Source organism: Actinomadura sp. NPDC047616 (genome assembly GCF_040642915.1).
Classification (GTDB): domain Bacteria; phylum Actinomycetota; class Actinomycetes; order Streptosporangiales; family Streptosporangiaceae; genus Spirillospora; species Spirillospora miaoliensis.
In genome coordinates this window covers 47,756-67,907 of the sequence record NZ_JBEYTB010000004.1, presented here as the reverse complement: position 1 = coordinate 67,907, position 20,152 = coordinate 47,756, and the positions used below count along the sequence as shown (strand labels likewise).

The 20,152-nt window shown below is 71.4% G+C and carries 18 protein-coding genes, 1 tRNA gene and 1 pseudogene; 11 read left to right on the top strand and 9 right to left on the bottom strand.

The annotated features are described in order from the left end of the window. The first annotated feature begins 21 nt into the window (after positions 1-21). Together ABZ801_RS11195 and ABZ801_RS11190 are read left to right on the top strand one after the other, a co-directional pair. Positions 22-990 (top strand): M28 family metallopeptidase, encoded by a 969-nt coding sequence (locus ABZ801_RS11195; protein WP_360695895.1) that lies wholly within the window; start codon positions 22-24, stop codon positions 988-990. A gap of 119 nt (positions 991-1,109) precedes the next feature. Beyond that, positions 1,110-1,331 carry a DUF2277 domain-containing protein gene (locus ABZ801_RS11190; protein WP_344955750.1) on the top strand — a complete coding sequence of 74 codons (222 nt, stop codon included), beginning with the start codon at positions 1,110-1,112 and terminating at the stop codon, positions 1,329-1,331. Positions 1,332-1,379: 48 nt separating this feature from the next. On the opposite strand, the gene ABZ801_RS11185 is transcribed toward ABZ801_RS11190, so the two are convergent. Together ABZ801_RS11185 and ABZ801_RS11180 are read right to left on the bottom strand one after the other, a co-directional pair. Next, the gene (locus ABZ801_RS11185) at positions 1,380-2,399 is read right to left on the bottom strand and encodes an aspartate-semialdehyde dehydrogenase (RefSeq protein ID WP_360695892.1); all 1,020 of its coding nucleotides are present in this window, start codon (positions 2,397-2,399) and stop codon (positions 1,380-1,382) included. 180 nt (positions 2,400-2,579) lie between these two features. After that, positions 2,580-4,016 (bottom strand): MFS transporter, encoded by a 1,437-nt coding sequence (locus ABZ801_RS11180; RefSeq protein WP_360695889.1) that lies wholly within the window; start codon positions 4,014-4,016, stop codon positions 2,580-2,582. 67 nt (positions 4,017-4,083) lie between these two features. Between ABZ801_RS11180 and ABZ801_RS11175 the strand changes: the two genes are divergently transcribed. Further along, on the top strand, positions 4,084-4,746 hold the full coding sequence (locus tag ABZ801_RS11175; RefSeq protein ID WP_360695886.1) for a TetR/AcrR family transcriptional regulator: 663 nt from the start codon (positions 4,084-4,086) through the stop codon (positions 4,744-4,746). A 77-nt stretch (positions 4,747-4,823) separates the two neighbouring features. Continuing rightward, on the top strand, positions 4,824-5,138 hold the full coding sequence (locus ABZ801_RS11170) for a PspC domain-containing protein (protein ID WP_344955743.1): 315 nt from the start codon (positions 4,824-4,826) through the stop codon (positions 5,136-5,138). 25 nt (positions 5,139-5,163) lie between these two features. On the opposite strand, the gene ABZ801_RS11165 is transcribed toward ABZ801_RS11170, so the two are convergent. Both ABZ801_RS11165 and ABZ801_RS11160 read right to left on the bottom strand, forming a co-directional pair. Continuing rightward, positions 5,164-6,588, bottom strand: a complete 1,425-nt coding sequence (locus ABZ801_RS11165; protein WP_360695882.1) for an MFS transporter — start codon at positions 6,586-6,588, stop codon at positions 5,164-5,166. A gap of 115 nt (positions 6,589-6,703) precedes the next feature. Continuing rightward, the gene (locus ABZ801_RS11160) at positions 6,704-7,045 is read right to left on the bottom strand and encodes a metallopeptidase family protein (RefSeq protein WP_344955739.1); all 342 of its coding nucleotides are present in this window, start codon (positions 7,043-7,045) and stop codon (positions 6,704-6,706) included. Positions 7,046-7,079: 34 nt separating this feature from the next. Here ABZ801_RS11160 and ABZ801_RS11155 point away from each other — a divergent pair, with 34 nt between their 5' ends. Together ABZ801_RS11155 and ABZ801_RS11150 are read left to right on the top strand one after the other, a co-directional pair. Further along, complete coding sequence (locus ABZ801_RS11155; protein ID WP_360695878.1) at positions 7,080-8,678, top strand: metallophosphoesterase; 1,599 nt, start codon at positions 7,080-7,082, stop codon at positions 8,676-8,678. 63 nt (positions 8,679-8,741) lie between these two features. Continuing rightward, positions 8,742-8,817 (top strand) — tRNA-Glu (locus ABZ801_RS11150). A 204-nt stretch (positions 8,818-9,021) separates the two neighbouring features. On the opposite strand, the gene ABZ801_RS11145 is transcribed toward ABZ801_RS11150, so the two are convergent. After that, on the bottom strand, positions 9,022-10,437 hold the full coding sequence (locus ABZ801_RS11145) for an FAD-dependent monooxygenase (protein ID WP_360695875.1): 1,416 nt from the start codon (positions 10,435-10,437) through the stop codon (positions 9,022-9,024). 74 nt (positions 10,438-10,511) lie between these two features. Here ABZ801_RS11145 and ABZ801_RS11140 point away from each other — a divergent pair, with 74 nt between their 5' ends. Continuing rightward, on the top strand, positions 10,512-11,153 hold the full coding sequence (locus ABZ801_RS11140) for a TetR/AcrR family transcriptional regulator C-terminal domain-containing protein (RefSeq protein ID WP_360695872.1): 642 nt from the start codon (positions 10,512-10,514) through the stop codon (positions 11,151-11,153). Between the two features lie 86 nt (positions 11,154-11,239). Further along, positions 11,240-12,039, top strand: a pseudogene (locus tag ABZ801_RS11135) (IS5 family transposase); the annotation flags it as partial. A gap of 179 nt (positions 12,040-12,218) precedes the next feature. On the opposite strand, the gene ABZ801_RS11130 reads toward ABZ801_RS11135, so the two are convergent. After that, positions 12,219-12,515 (bottom strand): hypothetical protein, encoded by a 297-nt coding sequence (locus ABZ801_RS11130; RefSeq protein WP_360697146.1) that lies wholly within the window; start codon positions 12,513-12,515, stop codon positions 12,219-12,221. 683 nt (positions 12,516-13,198) lie between these two features. Next, positions 13,199-13,615: a DUF5994 family protein gene (locus tag ABZ801_RS11125; RefSeq protein WP_360695869.1), complete on the bottom strand. Its 417-nt coding sequence runs from the start codon at positions 13,613-13,615 to the stop codon at positions 13,199-13,201. A 464-nt stretch (positions 13,616-14,079) separates the two neighbouring features. On the opposite strand from ABZ801_RS11125, the gene ABZ801_RS11120 reads away from it, so the two are divergent. Continuing rightward, a complete protein-coding gene (locus ABZ801_RS11120) occupies positions 14,080-15,810 on the top strand; it encodes a SpoIIE family protein phosphatase (protein WP_360695866.1) in 1,731 nt (576 codons plus the stop codon). Positions 15,811-16,032: 222 nt separating this feature from the next. Here ABZ801_RS11120 and ABZ801_RS11115 read toward each other — a convergent pair whose 3' ends face one another. Then, complete coding sequence (locus ABZ801_RS11115) at positions 16,033-16,305, bottom strand: hypothetical protein (RefSeq protein WP_360695863.1); 273 nt, start codon at positions 16,303-16,305, stop codon at positions 16,033-16,035. Positions 16,306-17,203: 898 nt separating this feature from the next. Beyond that, the gene (locus tag ABZ801_RS11110; protein ID WP_360695860.1) at positions 17,204-17,791 is read right to left on the bottom strand and encodes a TetR family transcriptional regulator; all 588 of its coding nucleotides are present in this window, start codon (positions 17,789-17,791) and stop codon (positions 17,204-17,206) included. Positions 17,792-18,173: 382 nt separating this feature from the next. Here ABZ801_RS11110 and ABZ801_RS11105 point away from each other — a divergent pair, with 382 nt between their 5' ends. After that, complete coding sequence (locus ABZ801_RS11105; RefSeq protein WP_360695857.1) at positions 18,174-19,091, top strand: aldo/keto reductase; 918 nt, start codon at positions 18,174-18,176, stop codon at positions 19,089-19,091. Further along, positions 19,088-20,107, top strand: a complete 1,020-nt coding sequence (locus tag ABZ801_RS11100; RefSeq protein ID WP_360695854.1) for an NADPH:quinone reductase — start codon at positions 19,088-19,090, stop codon at positions 20,105-20,107. Before ABZ801_RS11105 ends, ABZ801_RS11100 begins: the two co-directional genes overlap by 4 nt. Positions 20,108-20,152 lie beyond the last annotated feature (45 nt).

Below are 20,152 nucleotides of genomic sequence, written 5' to 3'. Positions count from 1 at the left end.
CGTATGAGATCGCGGAGTCCCATGAGATCGCGCCTCGCCGCGCTGGCCGGCACCGCCGCCCTGACGGCGGCCCTCGCCGCCGCACCCGCCGCCCCCGCCTCGGCGGCGGCCGCACCCGACATCTCGCTCACCAACGTCAAGGCCCACCTGACCCAGCTGCAGAGCATCGCCTCCAGCAACGGCGGCAACCGGGCCCACGGCAGTCCCGGATACCGGGCGTCCCTCGACTACGTCAAGGCACGGCTCGACGCCGCCGGATTCCAGACCCGCATCCAGCCGTTCACCTACGGCGGCGCCACCGGCTACAACCTGATCGCCGACTGGCCGGGCGGCAACGCCGACGAGGTCCTCATGGCCGGCGCCCACCTGGACAGCGTGACGGCCGGACCCGGCATCAACGACAACGGCTCCGGCTCGGCCGCCGTCCTGGAGGCCGCGCTGACCGTCGCCCGCAGCGGCTACCAGCCGTCCCGGCACCTGCGCTTCGGCTGGTGGGGCGCCGAGGAGCGCGGGCTGGTCGGCTCGCGCTACTACGTCAACAGCCTGACGTCCGCCGAACGCTCCAGGATCAAGGGCTACCTCAACTACGACATGGTCGGCTCGCCCAACGCCGGCTACTTCGTCTACGACGGCGACAACTCCGACGGCGTCGGCTCGGGCCCCGGCCCCGCGGGCTCCGCCGAGATCGAGCGCGTCATCCAGGGATACTTCACCGGCATCGGCGTCACGACGCGCGGCACCGACTTCGACGGACGCTCCGACTACGGCCCGTTCATCCAGGTCGGCATCCCGGCGGGCGGCACGTTCACCGGCGCGGAGGGCATCAAGACCTCAGCCCAGGCCCAGCTGTGGGGCGGCCAGGCCGGGGTGGCGTTCGACCGCTGCTACCACCGCTCCTGCGACACCACCAGCAACATCAACGACACGGCGCTGGACCGCAACGCCGACTCCATCGCCCACGCCATCTGGACCCTGGCCGGAGGCTCCTGACCCCGCTCCCCGCCCCAGGACGGCCCCGGCGCTCCCTCTGCTCGCCGGGGCCGTCCCGTCGCGTGCCCGTCGTGCGCCCGTCGTGACCGGCTGTCGTACCCCGGCGCGACAATGGACGCATGTGCCGCAGCATCAAGACGCTCCGTCCGCCGTACGCCGACGAGGTCACCGACGACGACATCCGGGCGGCCGCGCTCCAGTACGTGCGCAAGATCTCCGGGTTCCGCGCACCCGCGTCCCACAACGCCGAGGCCTTCGAACGCGCCGTCGAAGAGATCGCCCAGAGCACGGCCGCCCTCCTGGCGACCCTTGAGGTGCGCGGCTCCCGCCGCCCCGCCTGACGGCGGTGGTCGCGCCGGCGCCGGGCGCGGTCACCCGGGTTACCCCGGTTACTCGGCGGCGACCAGCTCGGCGATCTGGACGGCGTTGAGCGCGGCGCCCTTGCGCAGGTTGTCGCCGGAGCAGAACAGCGCCAGGCCGTTGTCCACCGTCTCGTCACGGCGGATGCGGCCCACGTACGTCGGGTCCTGACCGGCGGCCTCCAGCGGCGTCGGGATGTCCGACAGCACCACACCGGGCGCGCCGGCCAGCAGCTCGCGGGCCCGCTCGGGCGTGACGGGACGCTCGAACCGGGCGTTGATCTGCAGGGAGTGGCCGGTGAACACCGGGACGCGCACGCAGGTGCCCGACACCTTCAGGTCCGGGATCTCCAGGATCTTGCGGCTCTCGTTGCGGAGCTTCTGCTCCTCGTCGGTCTCCGCCAGGCCGTCGTCCACGATCGAACCGGCCATGGGCAGCACGTTGAACGCGATGGGCCGCGCGTACACCCGCGACTCGGGGAACTCGACCGCCGCCCCGTCGTGGGTGAGCCGGTCGGCGCCCTCCACCACCTTGCGGGCCTGCTCGTGCAGCTCGGCGACGCCCGCCAGGCCGCTGCCGGACACCGCCTGGTAGGTGGAGACGACCAGCGCGGTCAGCCCGGCCTCCTCGTGCAGGGGACGCAGCACCGGCATCGCCGCCATGGTCGTGCAGTTGGGGTTGGCGATGATCCCCTTGGGACGGGCCGCCGCGGCGTGCGGGTTGACCTCGGAGACGACCAGCGGCACGTCCGGGTCCATCCGCCAGGCCGAGGAGTTGTCGATGACGACCGCGCCGGCCTCGGCCACGCGCGGCGCCAGCTCCCTGGAGGTCTGCTTCCCGGCGGAGAACAGGACGATGTCGAGCCCGGAGTAGTCGGCCGCGGCGGCGTCCTCGACCGTCACCTCGGTGTCCCGCCACGCCATCGTGCGCCCCGCCGAACGGGCGGAGGCGAACAGCCGCAGCTCGTCCACCGGGAACCCGCGCTCGGCCAGGATCCTGAGCATGACGCCCCCGACCTGCCCGGTGGCACCGACGATCCCGATTCTCATGCCGCTCCCTCTGTTAATCGCTTGACCTGCGGCAACGAGTCTGCCGACGAGGTCGTCCAACGTCCAGTGAATAACCCTTCGCGGTTCCCTTGAGCAGGGCTTCACCGACCCCGGTGTCGGCGGCGGGGGCACAAACGACCATAACGCCCGGGCCCGCGTGCCCCCTTCCCACGGGGTCGTTCAGTCCGGGACCGCCCCCAGCGAGACGGTCTCCGTCCCGCCCGCCGGGCGGAGCCGGAACGCCAGGAGGGTCGCGAGCACCGCCAGGCATCCGGTGATGACGAACGTGACGACCAGCGCGGTGTGCGTCCGCCCGCCGTGCGCATGCGCGATCGCTATCGTCGCGCCGCCGATGCCGCTGACCACGGCGGTGGCGAGGGTCTGCGCGAGCTGCAGGGCGGCGCCGATCTCGCCCTGCCGGGCGGCGGGAGTGCGCTCCGTCGTCTCGGTGGTGGCCGCGTTGAACGCCACGCCCATGCCGACACCGCCGATCGCCCATCCCACCACGGCCGTCAGCGCGGGGACGGCCCCGGCGAGCACGCCGAAGGCCATGACCACCAGCCCGGCCAGCAGCACCAGCGAGCCCAGCGCCATGCTCGCCGTACGGTCACCGCGCCAGGCGCCGTCCCGTCCCGCCTGAAGCGCCGAACCCGCCACCCAGGTGAGCGCCCCCGCCGACAGCCCGAGCCCGGCCTCGGCGGCGCTGACGCCCCGCAGCTCGGTCAGGCCGAGCGGCAGGAACGCCTCGCTGCCGAAGTACACCCCGCACAGCAGGAACCGCAGCGCGACGCCCGCGCCGACGCCGCGCCTTGCGGTGAGCGTCCCCGCCGGGGTGACCCGCCTCACCGCGACCACGGCGACGGCCAGGCCGAGGACGGCCAGCACGACGAGCGGCACCGGCCGGTCGAGCAGCAGCGCCTGGATGAACAGGCCCGTCCCGGCGGTGAGCAGGACACTGGCGGCGACGGGCCCCTTCCACCACGGCCGTTCGACGCCGCCCGCCGGGGCCTCGTCCGCCGGAGATCCTCCGGCGGGCCGCAGCGCGCGTGCGCCCGGCAGCGTCAGGACGGCGGCGACGGCGACCAGCGGCGGCAGCAGCACGAACACGCCGCGCCAGCCGACGCCGTCCGCCACCACCGCGGCGATCGTCGGGCCGATGAGCGAGGGCACGGTCCAGGCCGAGGAGAGCAGGGCGAACATGCGGGCGCGCAGGCGCTCGGGGTACGCCAGGCCGATCATCGCGTAGGCCATGCCCATGACGGCGCCCACGCCCAGCCCCTGGGCGAACCGGCCCAGCAGGAACACCGGCCACGATCCGGCGGCCCCGGCCAGCGCGCACCCGGCCGCGAACACCAGCAGCCCGAGCGCCAGCGGCCGTCCGGGACCGCGCCGGTCGGCGTCCCGTCCCGCGGCGACCGCACCGAGGATCTGCGCGAGCATCAGCGCCGACAGACCCCATCCGTAGGCGTCCAGTCCGCCGAGCCTGCCCGCGATCTCGGGCAGCACCGTCGCCACGCCCAGGGACTCGAACGCCACAAGCCCCACCGAGAGCACGACGCCCGAGGTCAGCGCCCGATGACGCGCCGAGAAGACGCCGTCGTCCACCTGCCGGGCCATCCCTCCACCCCTCCCGCTATTACGTTCCGTTCCGGATCGGAATGAAATATCCCCCTAGACTGGCCCCATGGTCAAGGGCTCGGGACGCACCACCGCCTCCGCGGCGGCCGGCGCGACAGGCGGGGAACGCACGCGACGTGCGGGACGGCCGCGCGACACCCGCATCGACGACGCCGTCCGCCGGGCCACCCTGGACACGCTGCGCGAGACGGGCTACTCCGGGCTCACCCTCGAAGGCGTCGCCGCCCGCGCCGGCACCACCAAGCCCGCCATCCGGCGCCGCTGGCCCACCCGCCGGCACCTGATCGTGGACGCCCTCGCCATGACGATGGGCACCGCCCCCACCCCCGACACCGGATGCACGCACTGCGACCTGGTCGAGGGCATCGGCACGCTGACCGACGCCTTCACCGGCGACCCCGTGGTCCGCCGCACCCTGCCCGGCCTGATCGCCGACCTCGGGGACGACCCCGAACTGGCCGAGTCGTTCTTCACCCGGCTGTTCCGTCCGCGCCGCGCCACCACGGCCGCCGCCCTGCGGCGCGGCGTCGAACGCGGCGACATCCGTCCCGACGCCGACATCGACCTGCTGCTCGACATGCTGGCGTCCACCACGTACTACCGGGCGCTGTTCGGCCACCTGCCGATCACGCCGCGGCTCGCCGAGGACGTCGTGGAGGTCGTCCTGTCCGGGGTCGCCACCGAGCGGTGGCGCGGCGGCCACCGCTGACGTCCCAGGGGCACTTCAGGGGTCAATCAGGGCAAATCCCTATGTAAGGGTCGCGGCGCACTGGGCATGATCGAGGCATGGACATGGAGAAGAGCACGGACCGGCGGCTGCGCCGCACCCGCGACGGCCGCATGATCGCCGGAGTCTGCTCCGGCGCCGGCCGCTACCTGGGCGTCGACCCCAACATCCTCCGCGTGGGACTGGCGGTGTTCACCGTCTTCGGCGGCGCGGGGGTCCTCCTGTACGCGATCGCCTGGCTGCTCATCCCCGAGGAGGGCGCGCCCACCTCCCTCGCCGAGGACCTGATCAAGAAGGGCCAGGAGTCCCCCGCCGTCCAGGACGCCGTCCAGAAGGCCAAGGACTCCCTCAACAAGACCCGCACCCGCACCTGACGCCCCGCCGACCCGTGAACGGCGGTCATGGAGCCGGGTGGATGGTGGCGGCGCGGTCGCCCTCGGCGGCGTCCGGGCCGGACGGGGCGCGGCCGTTGGACTGCGCGCGGCCGTTGGACGCCGCGCGCGCCGCCGAGGCGGCCCCGGCACCATCTGCGCCGTCACCGGCGGACGGATCGGCGCCGGGGGCGTGGCTCTGCATCGACGCGATCACCTCGGGCCGGACCTGGTTCCACACCAGCGTCAGCATCGTGGCCGCCGACAGGCCGAGCGCGCCCGCCAGCGCCACCACCGTCTGCGGGCCGAGGAACTGCGCCGCCGCCCCGCCGATCAGGATCGCCAGGCCCTGCCCGGCCAGGATGCCCGACTGCGCGAGCCCGAACGCCTGGCCGCGCCCCGACGGCGGCACCGCCGCGACGAACGCCGCGTTGGCGGCGAGCTGGTAGGCGCTGCCCGCCCCCGCCAGCGCCCACAGCGCCACCACCGCCCACAGCGGCGGATGCACGGCGGCCCCGATGAGGGGCGCGCACGCCAGCATCGACATCCAGCCCATGGCGCGGATGCGGTTGGACGGCCGCACGCACCGGCTGAACACGAACGCCCCCGCGACCATCCCCGTCGGCATGGCCGACATCAGCAGCCCCACCGTCACCGCACCGCCGTCGAACGTCGCCGCGTACGGGGCGGCCAGCCCTTCGGGGACGACGTAGAACGCGCACAGCCACGCGAACGACACCAGCGAACGCAGCGTCGTGTCGCCGAACACCAGCCGCGCCCCCTCCCGCGTCCCGCGCCACAGCGCCAGCGACTCGCGCTCGCGCCGGCGCGGCGCCGGACGCCCCCGCATCCCCACCACCAGGATCACCGCGGACGCCCCGAAGGTCACCGCGTTGATCGTCATCGCCTGGTAGGTCCCGACGGCCGCGACGATCGCGCCGCCGGCCAGGAAGCCGAGCATCTGCGTGGCCTGGTGGGTGATGTTGTTGATCGCCGACCCGGCGACGTAGCGGTCGCCGGACAGCACGTCCGGCAGCAGCGCCGCCCGCGCCGCGGTGAACGGCGCGCCCAGCAGCACCACCAGGCACACCAGCCCGCACAGCGTCCAGAACGGCATGGACTGCAGCGCCATCAACGCCACCAGCCCGGCGCGCAGCAGGTCGCACACCACCATGACGGTGCGGCGCGGGAACAGGTCGGCCAGCCCCGACAGGACCGGCCCGCCCACGATGGGCGGCAGGTAGGTCAACGCGTAGGTGACCGCCGTCAGCAGCGCCGAGCCGGTGCGGTCGTACACGAGCACCGCCAGGGCCACCTGTGCCAGCTGGTCACCGATGAACGACAACGCCTGCGCGAGCCACAGGGCACGGAACTCGCCGACCGCGAAGACCTCGCGGTAGGTGGCCTGCACCTCCGGCGGACGCCGATGCCGGCCGCTCTGCCTTTCCGCCACACACGCTCCAGCAAGGTTCGGAGAACCCCCCTATTAACTCACGCTGCGTGGCAGTTATGTGACCTACCGTACCCGATTGAAGGAAGACTTCACCTCAGGAACCCCTCGGGCCACCTCAGTATCCGAGGTCGTGCAGCCGCTCGTCGTCGATCCCGAAGTGATGTGCGATCTCGTGCACCACTGTGATACGCACCTCGTCGACCACATCGTCAGGCGTCTCACAGATTGCGAGGATCTCGTTGCGGTAGATCGAAATGTGATCGGGCAGTACGCCGCCGTACCAGTCGCCCCGCTCCGTCAGGGGTACGCCCTGGTACAGGCCGAGCAGGCCGGGTTCGGGCGCGTCGTCCTCAACGACGATGACGACGTTGCGCATGACCCCGGTGAGCTCGGCCGGGATGGTGTCGAGGGCCTCCCCCACCAGGTCCTCGAACGCCTCTCGCGACATCTCGATCACAACCCCCATTGTGCTCGACGGAAGGGAGCCCCCGGTGCCGGACCGCCTCCGCGCCGTTTCGTCGACGTTCCGTTCCTCCTGGTCCCGTGTCCGCGCGTCCCGCGTGCCGGCGGCGATCACCGCGTCCCGCTGGCCCCGCCTCCTCGCGGTGCTGCTCGTCGGACTGGCCGGCGGCCTGGTCGGCCTGCTGCTCGGCGGCCGGGTCGAGACCGCCGTCGGCCCGACCGACGTGTCGCTGGCCCTGCGCCCCGCCTGGAGCGGCGGCACGATCGTCCGCATTCCGCCGCTGGGCGCGCTGCACCTGGACACCCACTGGGGCCCGGTGGCGCTGGAGGCCCGCGTCACCGCCCTGCGCCCCGAATCGGCCCGGTCGCTGATCGAGGGGAACGGCGACCTGTCCGACATCACCGACCAGATCACCGACCAGCTCCGGCACGGCGTCATGATCCTGCTGCTGCGCGCCACCGCCCTCGCCGTGGTCGTCGCCCTGCTCGCGGGCCTGCTGGTCTTCCGCTCCTGGCGGCGCGCCCTGCTCGGCACCGGAGCGGCCGTCGCCGGCCTGGTCTCCCTCGCCCTGCTGTTCTGGACGACGTTCAACCCGCAGGCGATCGCCGAACCCCGCTACACCGGCCTGCTGGCCAACGCCCCCCAGGTCGTCGGGGACGCCCGCAGCATCGTCGAACGCTTCTCGGCCTACCGCGCCCAGCTCGCCCGCCTCGTCGGCAACGTCTCCAAGCTCTACAGCGTCACCTCGACGCTCCCCACCTACGAGCCCGACCCCTCGACGATCCGCGTCCTGCACGTCTCCGACATCCACCTCAACCCGGCGGCCTGGTCGGTGATCCGCTCGGTCAGCACCCAGTTCAAGGTGAACATGATCATCGACAGCGGCGACCTGACCGACCACGGCAGCCGCCCCGAGGACCGGTTCGCCGACGAGATCGAGTCGCTCAAGGTGCCGTACGTCTTCATCCGCGGCAACCACGACGCGCGCGGCACCCAGCGCGCCGTCGACCGCCAGAAGAACGCCGTCGTCCTCGACGACACCGTCCAGGAGATCGAGGGCCTGCGCGTCTACGGCGTCGGCGACCCCCGCTACACCCCCGACAAGACCACCCGCGACGACGACGTCGGCGCCGAACAGCTCCGCGCCCGCGGCGCCCAGCTCGCCGCCAAGCTCCGCGCCTCCGGCACCGTCCCCGACCTGGCGATCGTCCACGACCCCCACGAGGCCGCGGGCTTCTCCGGGACGACCCCCCTCATCCTGTCCGGCCACACCCACCAGCGCTCCACCACCCTCCTGCCCACCGGCACCCGCCTGTTCGTCCAGGGCTCCACCGGCGGCGCCGGCATGCGCGGCCTCGAAAAGGAACAACCCACCCCCATCGAGCTGTCCATCCTCTACTTCAGCCGCACCGACCACCGCCTCCAGGGCTGGGACGACCTCCGCCTGGGCGGCCTGGGCCTCACCTCCGCCCAGATCGAACGCCACCTGGAACCCCGCCCCGACCGCGCCATCTCCCCCTCACCACCCGCCACGCCCACCGTCTCCCCGTCCTTCCCGTCCCTCCCGCCCTCCGAGTGGCCCACCACAACGCCCCTGTCCCCCCGCCCGTCCCGCCAAGGGGGATAACCCCTTATGCGTCCCGCGAGGTTGTCCCCTATGCTGGAGCAGTCCAGTGGCACCGCCACGGAGGCCCCCTTCGTCTAGCGGCCTAGGACGCCGCCCTTTCAAGGCGGTAGCGCCGGTTCGAATCCGGTAGGGGGTACCACCAAACCCGCAGGTAGACCTGCACCCACCCTCAGGATCGTTCGCCCGTCATCCGTCCGCGGGACTCGACGTGATCGTGCTCCCCGCGTGCGCGGGGAGCACCACACCATCGCCCGCATCATGGCCGACACGCGGGGATGGTCCCGTCGGCCCTCGGGAAGGGCTAGAGCCCGTCTTCGTATCCGATCGAGTTGATCGAACGATCTCAACGCCAGGGTCGCAGGGCTGTGGACAAGGCTTCACGGCCGAGCGACTCTACCCAGGCCGGGTACCCGTCGGGCCTGATCAGCAGCGGTTCTCCGGATCCCTTGAGCTCGCTCACAAGGCAGCCGTCCACAGGCTCGCCTGCGACATCGGCCAAGATCGGGCGACCCGTGCGGAGGTGCTCGAACAGCCGCGTCCCGTCGGGCAGCTCCCGGTCGGGTACGCGCGGTCCGAGTCCATAGGAGATGTCCAGCCCTGTGATCATCATGGCGATCTTCCGGTTCGCGTCCGGTGTCGCGAGCATGTCGCCCACGTGCGCTCGAAGCGCATCCACATGCGCGCCGGGGGCGCTCAACGCGCTCTGCGCGCGCGTGTTCGACAGCACCCGGGCGCCCACGGGGTGCCGCTCTTCGTGGTACGTGTCGAGCAACTCCTCGTCGGCACTCCCTCGCACGACGAGCGCCAGCTTCCAGCCGAGATTGAACGCGTCCTGCAGCCCGGTGTTCAGCCCCTGACCCCCGGCCGGCGAGTGGACGTGCGCCGCGTCCCCGGCCAGCAGCACACGCCCGGAGCGATAACACGCCGCCTGCCGCGCGACGTCGGTGAAGCGCGAGATCCACCGTGGACTGTGCATGCCGAAATCGGTGCCCGCCACTCGGATGAGCATCGCCCGCAGATCTTCGAAGCCGATGGCCGTCGAGTCGGCAACGGTCGCGCCGGCCTCCTCCACGATCACCCGCCGCCACCCCTCCTCGAAGCCGAGCACCGAGAAGTTTCCCCGTGGCGTTCGCTGGATCAGAAACTGCTCCGCGGGCGGGTCGGCGAGTTCGACGTCCCCGAGGATCGACGTGGTGGTCGCCGGTGTGCCCGGAAAGTCGATGCCCGCCAGCCGGCGCACCACGCTGCGGCCACCGTCGCAACCGACCAGATAACGCGTCTCCACAGGCCCGGCCGTGGTCTCGACCACGACCGACTCCGCGGCTGCCGACGCCGCTGCCGCCGCCCCTGCGGTCGGCGACGCCGCACCCGCCGACGCCGACCCTGGGCGCAGGCCCGTCACCTCGACCCCGCGGCGAATCCGGACGCCCAGCTCCCGGGCGCGAGCCTCGAGCAGCCGCTCGATCCGGCGCTGAACGATTACCAGCAGGAACGGATACCGGGTCGGCAGCCCCGACAGGTCGAGCGGCAGTCCGGCGAAGCGCGTACCCGGCAGCGGACGCCCCTCAGCCAGGAACGGGTCGAGCATCCCCCGTTGATCGAGCACTTCCAGCGACCGCGGATGCAGCCCGCCCGCCCTCGAGTCACGCGTGGGCTCGGTCAGCCTTTCGACCACCAGCACGTCCACCCCGGCCAGCCGCAGCTCGCACGCCAGCATCAGGCCGGTGGGGCCGGCGCCGGCGATGACTACGTCCTCCATGATCGCTCCCTAACGAGAGTAGAGTGATCTCTAACGACGTTAGATTAAGCTCTAACGATGCTAGGCTGTCAACCGTGCCTCTCACACCCGACCTGATCGCCCGGACCGGCCTGCGGCTGCTGAACGACGTCGGCCTCGACGGCCTGACCATGCGGATGCTCGCCAAGGAGCTGGACGTCCAGGCGCCCACGCTCTACTGGCACGTCAAGAACAAGCACGAGCTGCTCGACCTGATGGCCGGGCTGATCATCGCCGAGGCGACCGACGGCATCGAAGGCCCCCGTCGCAACGAGACCTGGCAGCAATGGATCGCCGGCCTCGCACGCAGAATGCGCGACGCGATGCTTCGCTACCGCGACGGCGCCAGGGTCACTGCCGGGTCCTACTCGACGGGTCCGTCCATCGGGCGGACGTTCGAACTGGTTCTGCGTACGCTCACCGACGCCGGCTTCTCGACCACCGAGGCGGCCCGCGCGTTCCCCGCCGTCCTGCATTACGTCGTGGGCTTCACGATTGAGCAACAAGCGCGCACGGGCGAGAATTACGAAGGCCCCAACCCCTATGCGCAGAAGATGACCATCGACGAAACCCGGCATCCCCTGACGGCGAGCGTGACGAAGGAGCTCTCCGCCGTCGACAGCGACGACGATTTCGAGTACGGCCTGCACATCGTGTTGGCGGGTCTTGAGACCGTTCGTCAGAAGGTCAGCGGATAACGCAAGAAGTCAGCCAACGGCATTGGACCTAGGCAGTGTCGTCAGAGTGGCGGCGTAACGGTCCGGGCGTGACGATCACGTGATGCATGGTTCGTCGTCATGAGCTGACCGATGCCGAGTGGGCCATGCTGGAGCCGTTGCTGCCCAGGCAGCGGATGGGGCGTCCGCGGGCCGATGACCGGCGGGTGCTGAACGGGATCGTGTTCAAGTTCCGCTCCGGGGTGGCCTGGCGGGATGTGCCCGACCGCTACGGCTCCTGGCGGTCGCTGCACACCCGCTTTCGCCGGTGGGCCGCCGACGGCACGTTCACACGGATGTTGCAGGCCGCCCAGGCCCGCGCCGACGCCGCCGGGGACATCGACTGGCGGGTGTCGGTGGACTCCACCATCGCGCGCGCCCACCAGCACGCCGCCCGCGCCCGAAAAGGAGGCGGCGGGCGCTCGGCCGATCGCGGAGCGGGCTGACCAGCAAGATGCACCTGGCCTGCGACGGCAGAGGCGGCCCGCTGGGATTGGCGGTGACCGGCGGCAACGTCAACGACTGCACGCAATTCACCGCCGTGATGGCCGCGATCCGGGTCCCGCGGCTGGGGCCGGGCCGTCCCCGCGTGCGGCCCGACCACCTGGTCGCGGACAACGGCTACAGCACCCGCGCCATCCGCGCCTGGCTGCGCGAACGCGGCATAGGCACCACCATCCCCGAACGCAGTCCGAGGCGGCCGCCACGCCACCGGAGCAGTCCGTGCTGGGCTGGGTGGTGCGCGAAGCCGTCACCAACGTCATCCGGCACTCGCGCGCCACCTACTGCGCCATCACCACCCACGTGGAGGACGAACATGTCGTCATGCACATGGGGAACGACGGCTCGCGGTCGCCGAGCGCGCCAGACTCGCCCCCGGAAACGTGCGCAACTACCTGTCCTCGGCCGCCTCCAAACTCGGCGCCACCAACCGCCACGGCGCCGTCCACATAGCCCGCTCCCACGGCTGGATCTGACGGCTGTCGACGTTCAGGATCGTGTCGTGCGGTCGTTCGTCGACCACGATGTCGCTCAGTGGCGCGCGTTCTACAACGTCTCGCTGACCCAGTGCCAGCCGCGGTCGTTCTTCTGCGCGTGGACGAGGTGGGCGCCGCTGGAAGCCGCGAGTTCTGAGATCGTCCGAATCAGCTGACGATGGAAATCACCGGGCGGCCGGCCAGAAGCCGACCCCTCCAGGAGAGCCACGGTGACCCGCGCCTCGTCCCGGAGCTGCGCGGTCAGCCGACCGGTGTCGTCAAAGCGAATCAGGACGATCGCATCGGCGCGAACCATGTCGCGACCATCATGGGCCACGATCCACACATCGGCCGCCGTTCCACTCATGACCATCATCTCCTAGGTTCGGGAACCGCAATCCGCCAGGTCACGCACCCGCCGCGTCGTCAACGCGGCCACCCGGTGGGCGTTCGCGGAGAAATCGGGCCACTGCCCCCTGGGTCATCGACAGGGCAGCGTGTCGACGCGGTCGGTTTCCATGTCGAGGGCGTGGAGCACCGCGTGCAGTTCGCGCGTTCAGTCGAGGTGATCCGCGCCTCGTGCATGTACGGGGCCATGACCAGTTGGTCGATGGCTTTCGCCCACCGTCGACTGGCCGCGCAGCCGGTGACGCGTCGCAGCGCCCAGTGGGGCAGCCGGTCGGGGTGGCGGCCAGGCAGGTGCCTCAGGGGCTGCGTCAGGTCGCGGCGTGCCATAGGGGGCTGATGCTGCATGCCGGGGGACGGTTTGCCGCCGGGCTGCGGCGGGGTGGGCAAGACGAGCAGCCTGAATGCTTGGTCAAACACGCCCATACCAATTGGTTCTCCTATTGGGTCTCCTGTCGCTTTTCTGGTGAGGTGGCGATGCTCGTCGCCGAGCGGGACGGGTGCCCCTTCTTGTCCTTTGTGAGTAGGCCATGGCGTCGTCAGTCACTGAGGGGCCCGGCCTGGTGTCAGGGCCTGTGGCAGCGGCTGCGTGAGTGATTCGGACAGGGTTGCGTAGGTACGGATCAGCGCGTGGGTGCCGTCGCGCTAAGTGACGGGCTCCTGGACGGCCGGGGCGGTGGAGATGTCGCAGGTGGCCAGGATCTCCTCGGGCCGGACGCTGGCCGCCCCGGCGGCCGATCCGCTCAGCGCGGCGTATGCGCGTGTCTGCGTCGCCTCGGGCGGAACCACCAGCAGCAGGAAGGTGTCCATCCGGCCCCGGATCACAATGATCATATGGCCGAGTCCCGGAAGGCCGCCTACCTTCACCTTCCGCCCGGCGACGGTGATGTCGCCCGGCACGTGTTTCCAGTAGCCGGTGTCGACGGCGAGATGCGTCACCCTGCCCAGGTGCCCGGCCAGGCCGACGACCAGTGCCGGCAGTTCGGCACGGGCGTCACGTGAACGCGGCCACCAGCCACCGTCCAGAGCTCCGCGATGCTCGGCGCCCACCGCCAGGCTCAACCGCGCCTCAGGAGGCCAAGGATCCGCTTCGGGGGCAATGGTGAAATCGTTTATGTCGTGGGCCATGACATCGGCCCCGTCCTCGGCTCAAAAGCCGGATAGCCAATCGCCCTGGGTGACGCTGACATCGACTACCAGCGCTCGAGTAACCCTCGGTAAATCAACCCTACGTCGCAAGACATCGGAAAGCGAACGCTTTCTCCGCCGCCTGACCACCTCCCAGGCGACCGAGAGACACCGGCGAGGAGATCGTCAGGCCGAAGGGGAAGCGACCGCTCGCTGAGAGCCCGTCCAACACCCTGCTGTCGGCGGGCCGTGCCCAGGCCACCATCCCGTCCCAGCAGACCTGATGCGATCTCAGGCGTAATCTCGGGGTAGGTGGATCTGCGCTGGCGCTGACTGCTGTTCCGTCGCCTGGTGCGGGCCGGTATCAGCCGGCGCGGTCACCTGACTGGGGGAACGGCATGGCGGAGCGTCCGGCCGGTGGACATGGTGAGGGCCTGCGGTGGGCGGCGGAGCCCGGGTTCTGGCGGGAGGTGTTCGACCACCTGGGCGCGGGTCTGGCGGTGGTGGACTCGACCGGCCGGATCGCGGCGGTCAATCCCGCCGCGGAAGAACTGCTGGGCCGCACCGCGGCGGCGATGTTGGGAAGGAACTTCCACGACCTGCTGCACCACGGCACCCACGGAGCGACGCCACCCGGGGTGCAGTGCCCACTCCTGACGGCTCTGTCCCAGGGCACCGCCGCCCACGCCGAGACGGACGGCTTCACGCGCGGTGACGGACGGCTGGTCCCCGTCACCTGGTCCGGCGCTCCCGTGGTCAAGGACGGCCGCGTGGTGGGCATGACCGTCCTGTTCGCCGACATCACCGCCAGCCAGGCGGCACGCGCCGACCGGGCGGCGCACGTGCTCGCCCTGGAGAATCGCACCGGCCGGTTGACCCTGGTCGCGGAGATCACTTCGGTTCTGACCCAGCCCCTGGACACCGAGGAGGCCCTGAGCCGGCTGGGCCGCCTGCTGGTGCCTCGCCTGGCCGACTGGGCCGCCGTGGACCTGCGCATCGAATCCGGGCAGGTCCGCAGGGTGGCGGTCACCGGCCCCGAAGGCCGGGACTTCGATCAGGAGGCGTGGCAGGGCCCCCTGCCGCCACCTGCCGAACACTCCCGTTCCCCGCTTGTGCGGGTCCTGCACAGCGGCGAGTCCGCCGTGCTGGGGCGGCAGGAGATCACCGCACCGCCCGACTCTTCCCTGGCCGCCGTCCAGGCCGGATTCCTCCAGGCGATGGGCGCCGTCTCCGCCGTCGTCGTGCCCCTGGGCACCGCCCGGCAGATCACCGGCGCCCTCACGCTGGCCCGTACCGACCCCGCCCGGCCCTTCGACACCACGGAGCTGGCGCTGGCCCGCGACATCGGCCGCCACGTCGGCCTCGCCATCGACAACGCCCGCGTCTTCGGTCGCCAACGCGAGATCGCCGAGGCCATGCAGCGCAACCTGCTCGCGGCCCTGCCGCAGCCCGGTCCGTTGCGCCTGTCCGCCCGCTACCAGCCCGCCCCTGCCGGCTCCCAGGTCGGCGGCGACTGGTACGACGCCTTCCTCCTGCGCGACGGCGCCACCGCGCTGGTCATCGGCGACGTCGTCGGACACGACCTGACCGCCGCCGCCGGCATGGCGCAACTCCACGGCACGCTGCGCTCGCTGGCCTGGGACCGCACCGGCCCGCCGAGCGCCATCATCGACCGCCTCGACGAAGCCATTCCCAGCATCACCGACGTCCCCATGGCCACCGCGATCCTCGCCCGCGTCGAAGGCCCCGAAAACGGCCCGTGGCGCTTGCGCTGGACCAACGCCGGCCACCCCCCGCCCCTTCTGGTCACCCCAGACGGACGCGCCGAGTACCTCGACCAGGGGCGGGGTCTGCTCTTGGGCACCGGCCTCGGCAGCGAAGGCCGTCCGGACGCCACCGAGCCCCTGCCGCCCGGTTCCACGCTCCTGCTCTACACCGACGGCCTGATCGAAGTGCCCGGTACCGATCTGGACACCGGCCTGGAACGCCTGCGCCGCCACGCCGCCGCCCTCGCCCACCACCCCTTGGAGGACTTCTGCGACCAGATCCTGAACCGCAAGCCCGCCAGCAACACCGACGACATCGCCCTGCTGGCTCTGCGGATCCCTCAGTCCACCTCGCGACGGTAGATCCCCGAGGAGCGCTTGAGTGGGCGTGGTCGAGCAAGGCACAGACGGCGCGTGCCGATCCGTGACGTAGGTCCCGCGTCTGCATGGTCCTCGGCAAAGTCTGGGGTGGGCAGCCCAAGGGCTCAGGCGAGCGCCCCCAACTCGTGCCGGCCCCCTGGACCGCCCGGAGCGTCCGACCTCCAACTTGGGCCTCCGCACCGGCATGGGCAGGCCGCCGATCGGTCACAGAATCTGCCGATCGGCGGTGCCGTTCTTTCCGGACACGCGGGCCGCGATCACGTTGGCCAGGTTGATGACGACCGCGCTGGTGTCGGACTCACGACTGGAGCGCGCCCGGGTCAGGACCAGGCTGCGGTGCTCGTTCAGAGCGCGGGTGATGACCTCAACTGCTTGTCCCATTCCTTCGAAGTCGGCGGTGACGAAGGAGACGTCGTCGCCTCCCACCGGATGGATGCGAATGATCAGTTCCGGGTTGTCTGACGTCTCGTCCGGCATGGTCGTCCTCCTTGGTAGACGCCGGGTCATCGCCGGCGATGCGGCGCTCGCACCCGGCGAACGCCTGCGGGAGGGGCCTTGGAAAGCCGGCATCCGGCCGGTCTGGACATCGCCGCACGGGTGGCGCCCTCCTTACGTCTTGCCCCTACGAGGGCATCGAAATCGGTCGTAGCGCCCGCCGCGTCACGGTGGCATGGCGGCCAGGGCCATCCAGCGGCATTGAAGGGCGAACACGCGCCCCGGACCCTCGTGGACAGGGCCGAACGAAGCAGCACGAAGCAGATTCATGCCCCCTACCGCCTCACACGTCACGACAAAGCCGACGCCAGCCGTTCCGACGTGCCTCGCGGGCCCATCAAAGGCCACGCCCTCGTCGGCTACTCCGTGGCAGCGTGCACCGGCTGACACCGCCTCCAGCGCCAGCCGATACAGCTCGGCGGCGTCCAGACGTGCACCGCGCGCCGTCTGTTGGCGCTGTCTCCGGCGTAAGCGGATACGCCGGTACGCCGGGCGATGCCGAGCAGGGTGGGAACGAAGCCGTGGTGCAGCACCCCGGCGCAACCGCCACACAGCACCTCAGCGGAGGCATCACGCAGCGCCCCGGCGCAGGCATCACACAACGCCCCGGCACAACCACCACACAGCGACCCGGCGGAGGCGTCACGCAGCGTCTTGGCGGAGGCGTTGGAGCGGGTCAGGGCGAGGGGGACATGCCCGGCTGCGTGGAGTACTGCCGGGTCCTGCTCTTGGCTCGTGTCGGAAGTGCGGCGGACGTGCCCCTCCGGTGCGCCGCACGGCGATACGACCGCCGGTCGGGTACTACGAAGACCTCCCCCATGTGCGGGAGGTCTCGTTGCCGCATGCGTGATCAGTCGTCGTCGGCCTGGCGAGGCGGCCGTCACCGTGCCCGGATGCCGTTGAAGATGAGTGAGATGACACCCTCGGACTCCGCTTCGACCTCGGAGGAGCGCCACTCCTCGGCGTGCATCGGAGCGTGGAAGCGGCTGGTCGCGTTGAGGATGCTTCGCGCGATCTCCTCCGGATCACCGGCTGCGAAGTCGCCACGGGCGATGCCGTCGTCGACGATCGCGCGGATCTGGGCGAGCAGGAAGGCCACGTGGGCGGAGGACACGGTGCTGTGCTCGGTGGCCAGCGCCCGGAAGGTCGCGAACAGTTCCGGGTCCTCCCTGGCCTTCGCCCATTTGGCGGCGAACATGGTGGTGAGCAGGGCACGTAGCCGGTCGGGCGGGGTCAGTCCGGGGTCCTGAACCGCCGCGGCGATGTCCTCTCGCACCTGGTCGAGCCAGCGCCGTATCACGGCCTCGCGCAGCGCCGTCTTGGACCGAAAGTGCCGGTACACGCTCCCGTGGCTCACGCCGAGCATCCGGGCGACGTCCAGCACCGTGGCCTTCTCCGGACCGTGGCGGCGCAGCACCTCTTCGGCGGCCGACACGATCGTCTCCGCGTCGAGCGGCTCCCCGCGCATGAGGCCCCCTTGTCGAGCTGGTACGAGGCCGGCACCTCAAGGCTGTTGGCGCCCAGTCGCCGGACCTCACCAGCGAGAACGTACGACAACGAACTGACAGCCGTCAAAATCTGTCAGCACTTCCAGTGACACTGACTGACTGACAAATATTGAAATCTGTCATCCATTGATCGTAAGGTGGCGCCATGGAGACGTCACGCAACGGCGCCCGCGGTCTGCCCACGACTGCGCGGGACGGGCGAGGAACTGGCGCGACCAACCCGCTCACCGACGCGCTCTGGGCCGGGCGGTCCGTTGAGGGCCTGCTCGCCACCGGCTCTCGGCGCCCTACAGGCCGAACTCTTCACACCGTGTTGCGATCAACGACCACGGAGGGACCCTCATGAGCACCCCTACCGCACCGTTCGCCGGCCGCACCGTTCTTCGGGTCGGCTATGGCGCCCTCCAGCTCGAACGCCTGCACGACCGCCGCGGCGAGGCTGTCGCGCTGTTGCGCCGCGCGGTCGAGCTGGGCGTGAATCACGTGGACACCGCCGAGTTCTACGGCTTCGGTTTCGCCAACGACGTGATCCGTGAGGCGCTGCGCCCCGAGGACGGCGTCCTGGTCGTCACCAAGGTCGGCGCCGACCCCGATCCCGGCGGGCGCATGCCGCTGCGGCTGGCGCAGCGGCCCGAGCAGTTGCGGGCCAGCGTCGAGGACAACCTGCGCAGCCTCGGCGTCGACCATCTCCCGGTGGTCAACCTCCGCCGCCTCGACACCGGTCCCGGGCTGCGGCCCGAGGGGGACCAGGTGGTCGACCTCGACGACCAGCTCGCGGTGATGACCGCCCTGCGCGACGAAGGCAAGATCGGCGCGATCGGCCTGAGCAGCGTCACCCTCGCCGGCCTGCGCCGCGCCCTGCCGGCCGGCATCGCCTGCGTGCAGAACGCCTACAGCCTCGTCTCCCGTGACGACGAGGACATGCTGCGGCTGTGCGTGGCGGAGGGCATCGCCTGGGTGCCGTTCTTCCCGCTCGGCGGGAACTTCCCGGGCATGCCCAAGGTCATCGAGGAACCGGCCGTCCGTGCCGTGGCCGAGTCCCTCGGTGTCACGCCCGCCCAGGTCGGCCTCGCCTGGCTGCTGCACCACGCCCCGAACGTGCTGCTCATCCCCGGTACCACCGACGCGGCCCACCTCGAGGCCAACGTGGCGGCCAGCAAGATCACCTTCGACGCCGCGGCCCTGGCCGCCCTCGACGCCGTCGAGTCCCGCTCCAGCGAAGTCCCGATCGGCCCCACAGGAGACAAGGACAGATCATGAAGGCCATCGTCTACCGCGGCAACGGCGGCCCCGACGTTCTCCGGCTGGTCGACCGTGACCTGCCCGCGCCCGGTCCCGGCGAGGTTCGCGTCCGGGTCGCCGTGTCCGGGGTCAACCCGGCCGACTGCCAGGCCCGCTCCGGCGCCACCACCCCCATGGGATTCCCAGAGATCACCCCGCACCTGGACGGCGCCGGTGTGATCGACGACGTCGGTGAGGGGGTCGACCAGAGCCGGGTCGGCCAGCGGGTCTGGCTGTTCATGGCGGCCGCCGGGCGGCCCACCGGCACCGCCGCCGAGTTCACCGTCGTGCCCGCCGACCAGGCCGTGCCGCTGCCCGACGAGGCCGGTTTCGACGTCGGCGCCGCACTCGGCGTCCCCGCGCTCACCGCGCACCGCGCGCTCACCGTCGCCGAGGACGGGCCGCGCCGTCTGCGGCCCGGCGCGCTCGACGGCAGGGTGGTGCTCGCCGCGGGCGGCGCCGGAGCGGTCGGGCACGCGGTGATCCAGCTCGCCCGATGGGCCGGCGCCACCGTGCTCAGCACGGTCAGCGGCCCGGAGAAGGCCCGGCTGGCCACCGCCGCCGGCGCCCATCACGTGATCAACTACCGCGAGGGCGACCCGGCCGCCGAGATCCGCGAGATCGCCCCGGACGGCGTCGACATCATCGCCGAGGTGGCGCTCGGCGCGAACCTCGCACTGGACCTGGCCGTCCTGCGGACGCGCGGCACGATCTCGACCTACGCCAACGACGGTGGCAAGCCCGTCGAACTGGACGTGCCGCGGAACATGGTGCTGAACACGCGCTTCCAGTTCCTGGTGCTCTACACGGCCGGTGCGGAGGCGCGAGCCGCGGCCGCCGAGGACGTCGCCGCCGCGGTCCGCGACGGCGCCCTGCCGGTCGGCGGGGAGCATGGCCTGCCGCTGGTCCGCTTTCCACTCGACCGCACCGCCGACGCGCACCGGGCGGTGGAGAGCGGCACGGTCGGCAAGGTCCTTGTGGACGTCGCGTCGTGACGAAGCACCGGCACTGAGCTGGGCGAACTCAACCTTCGTGCACCT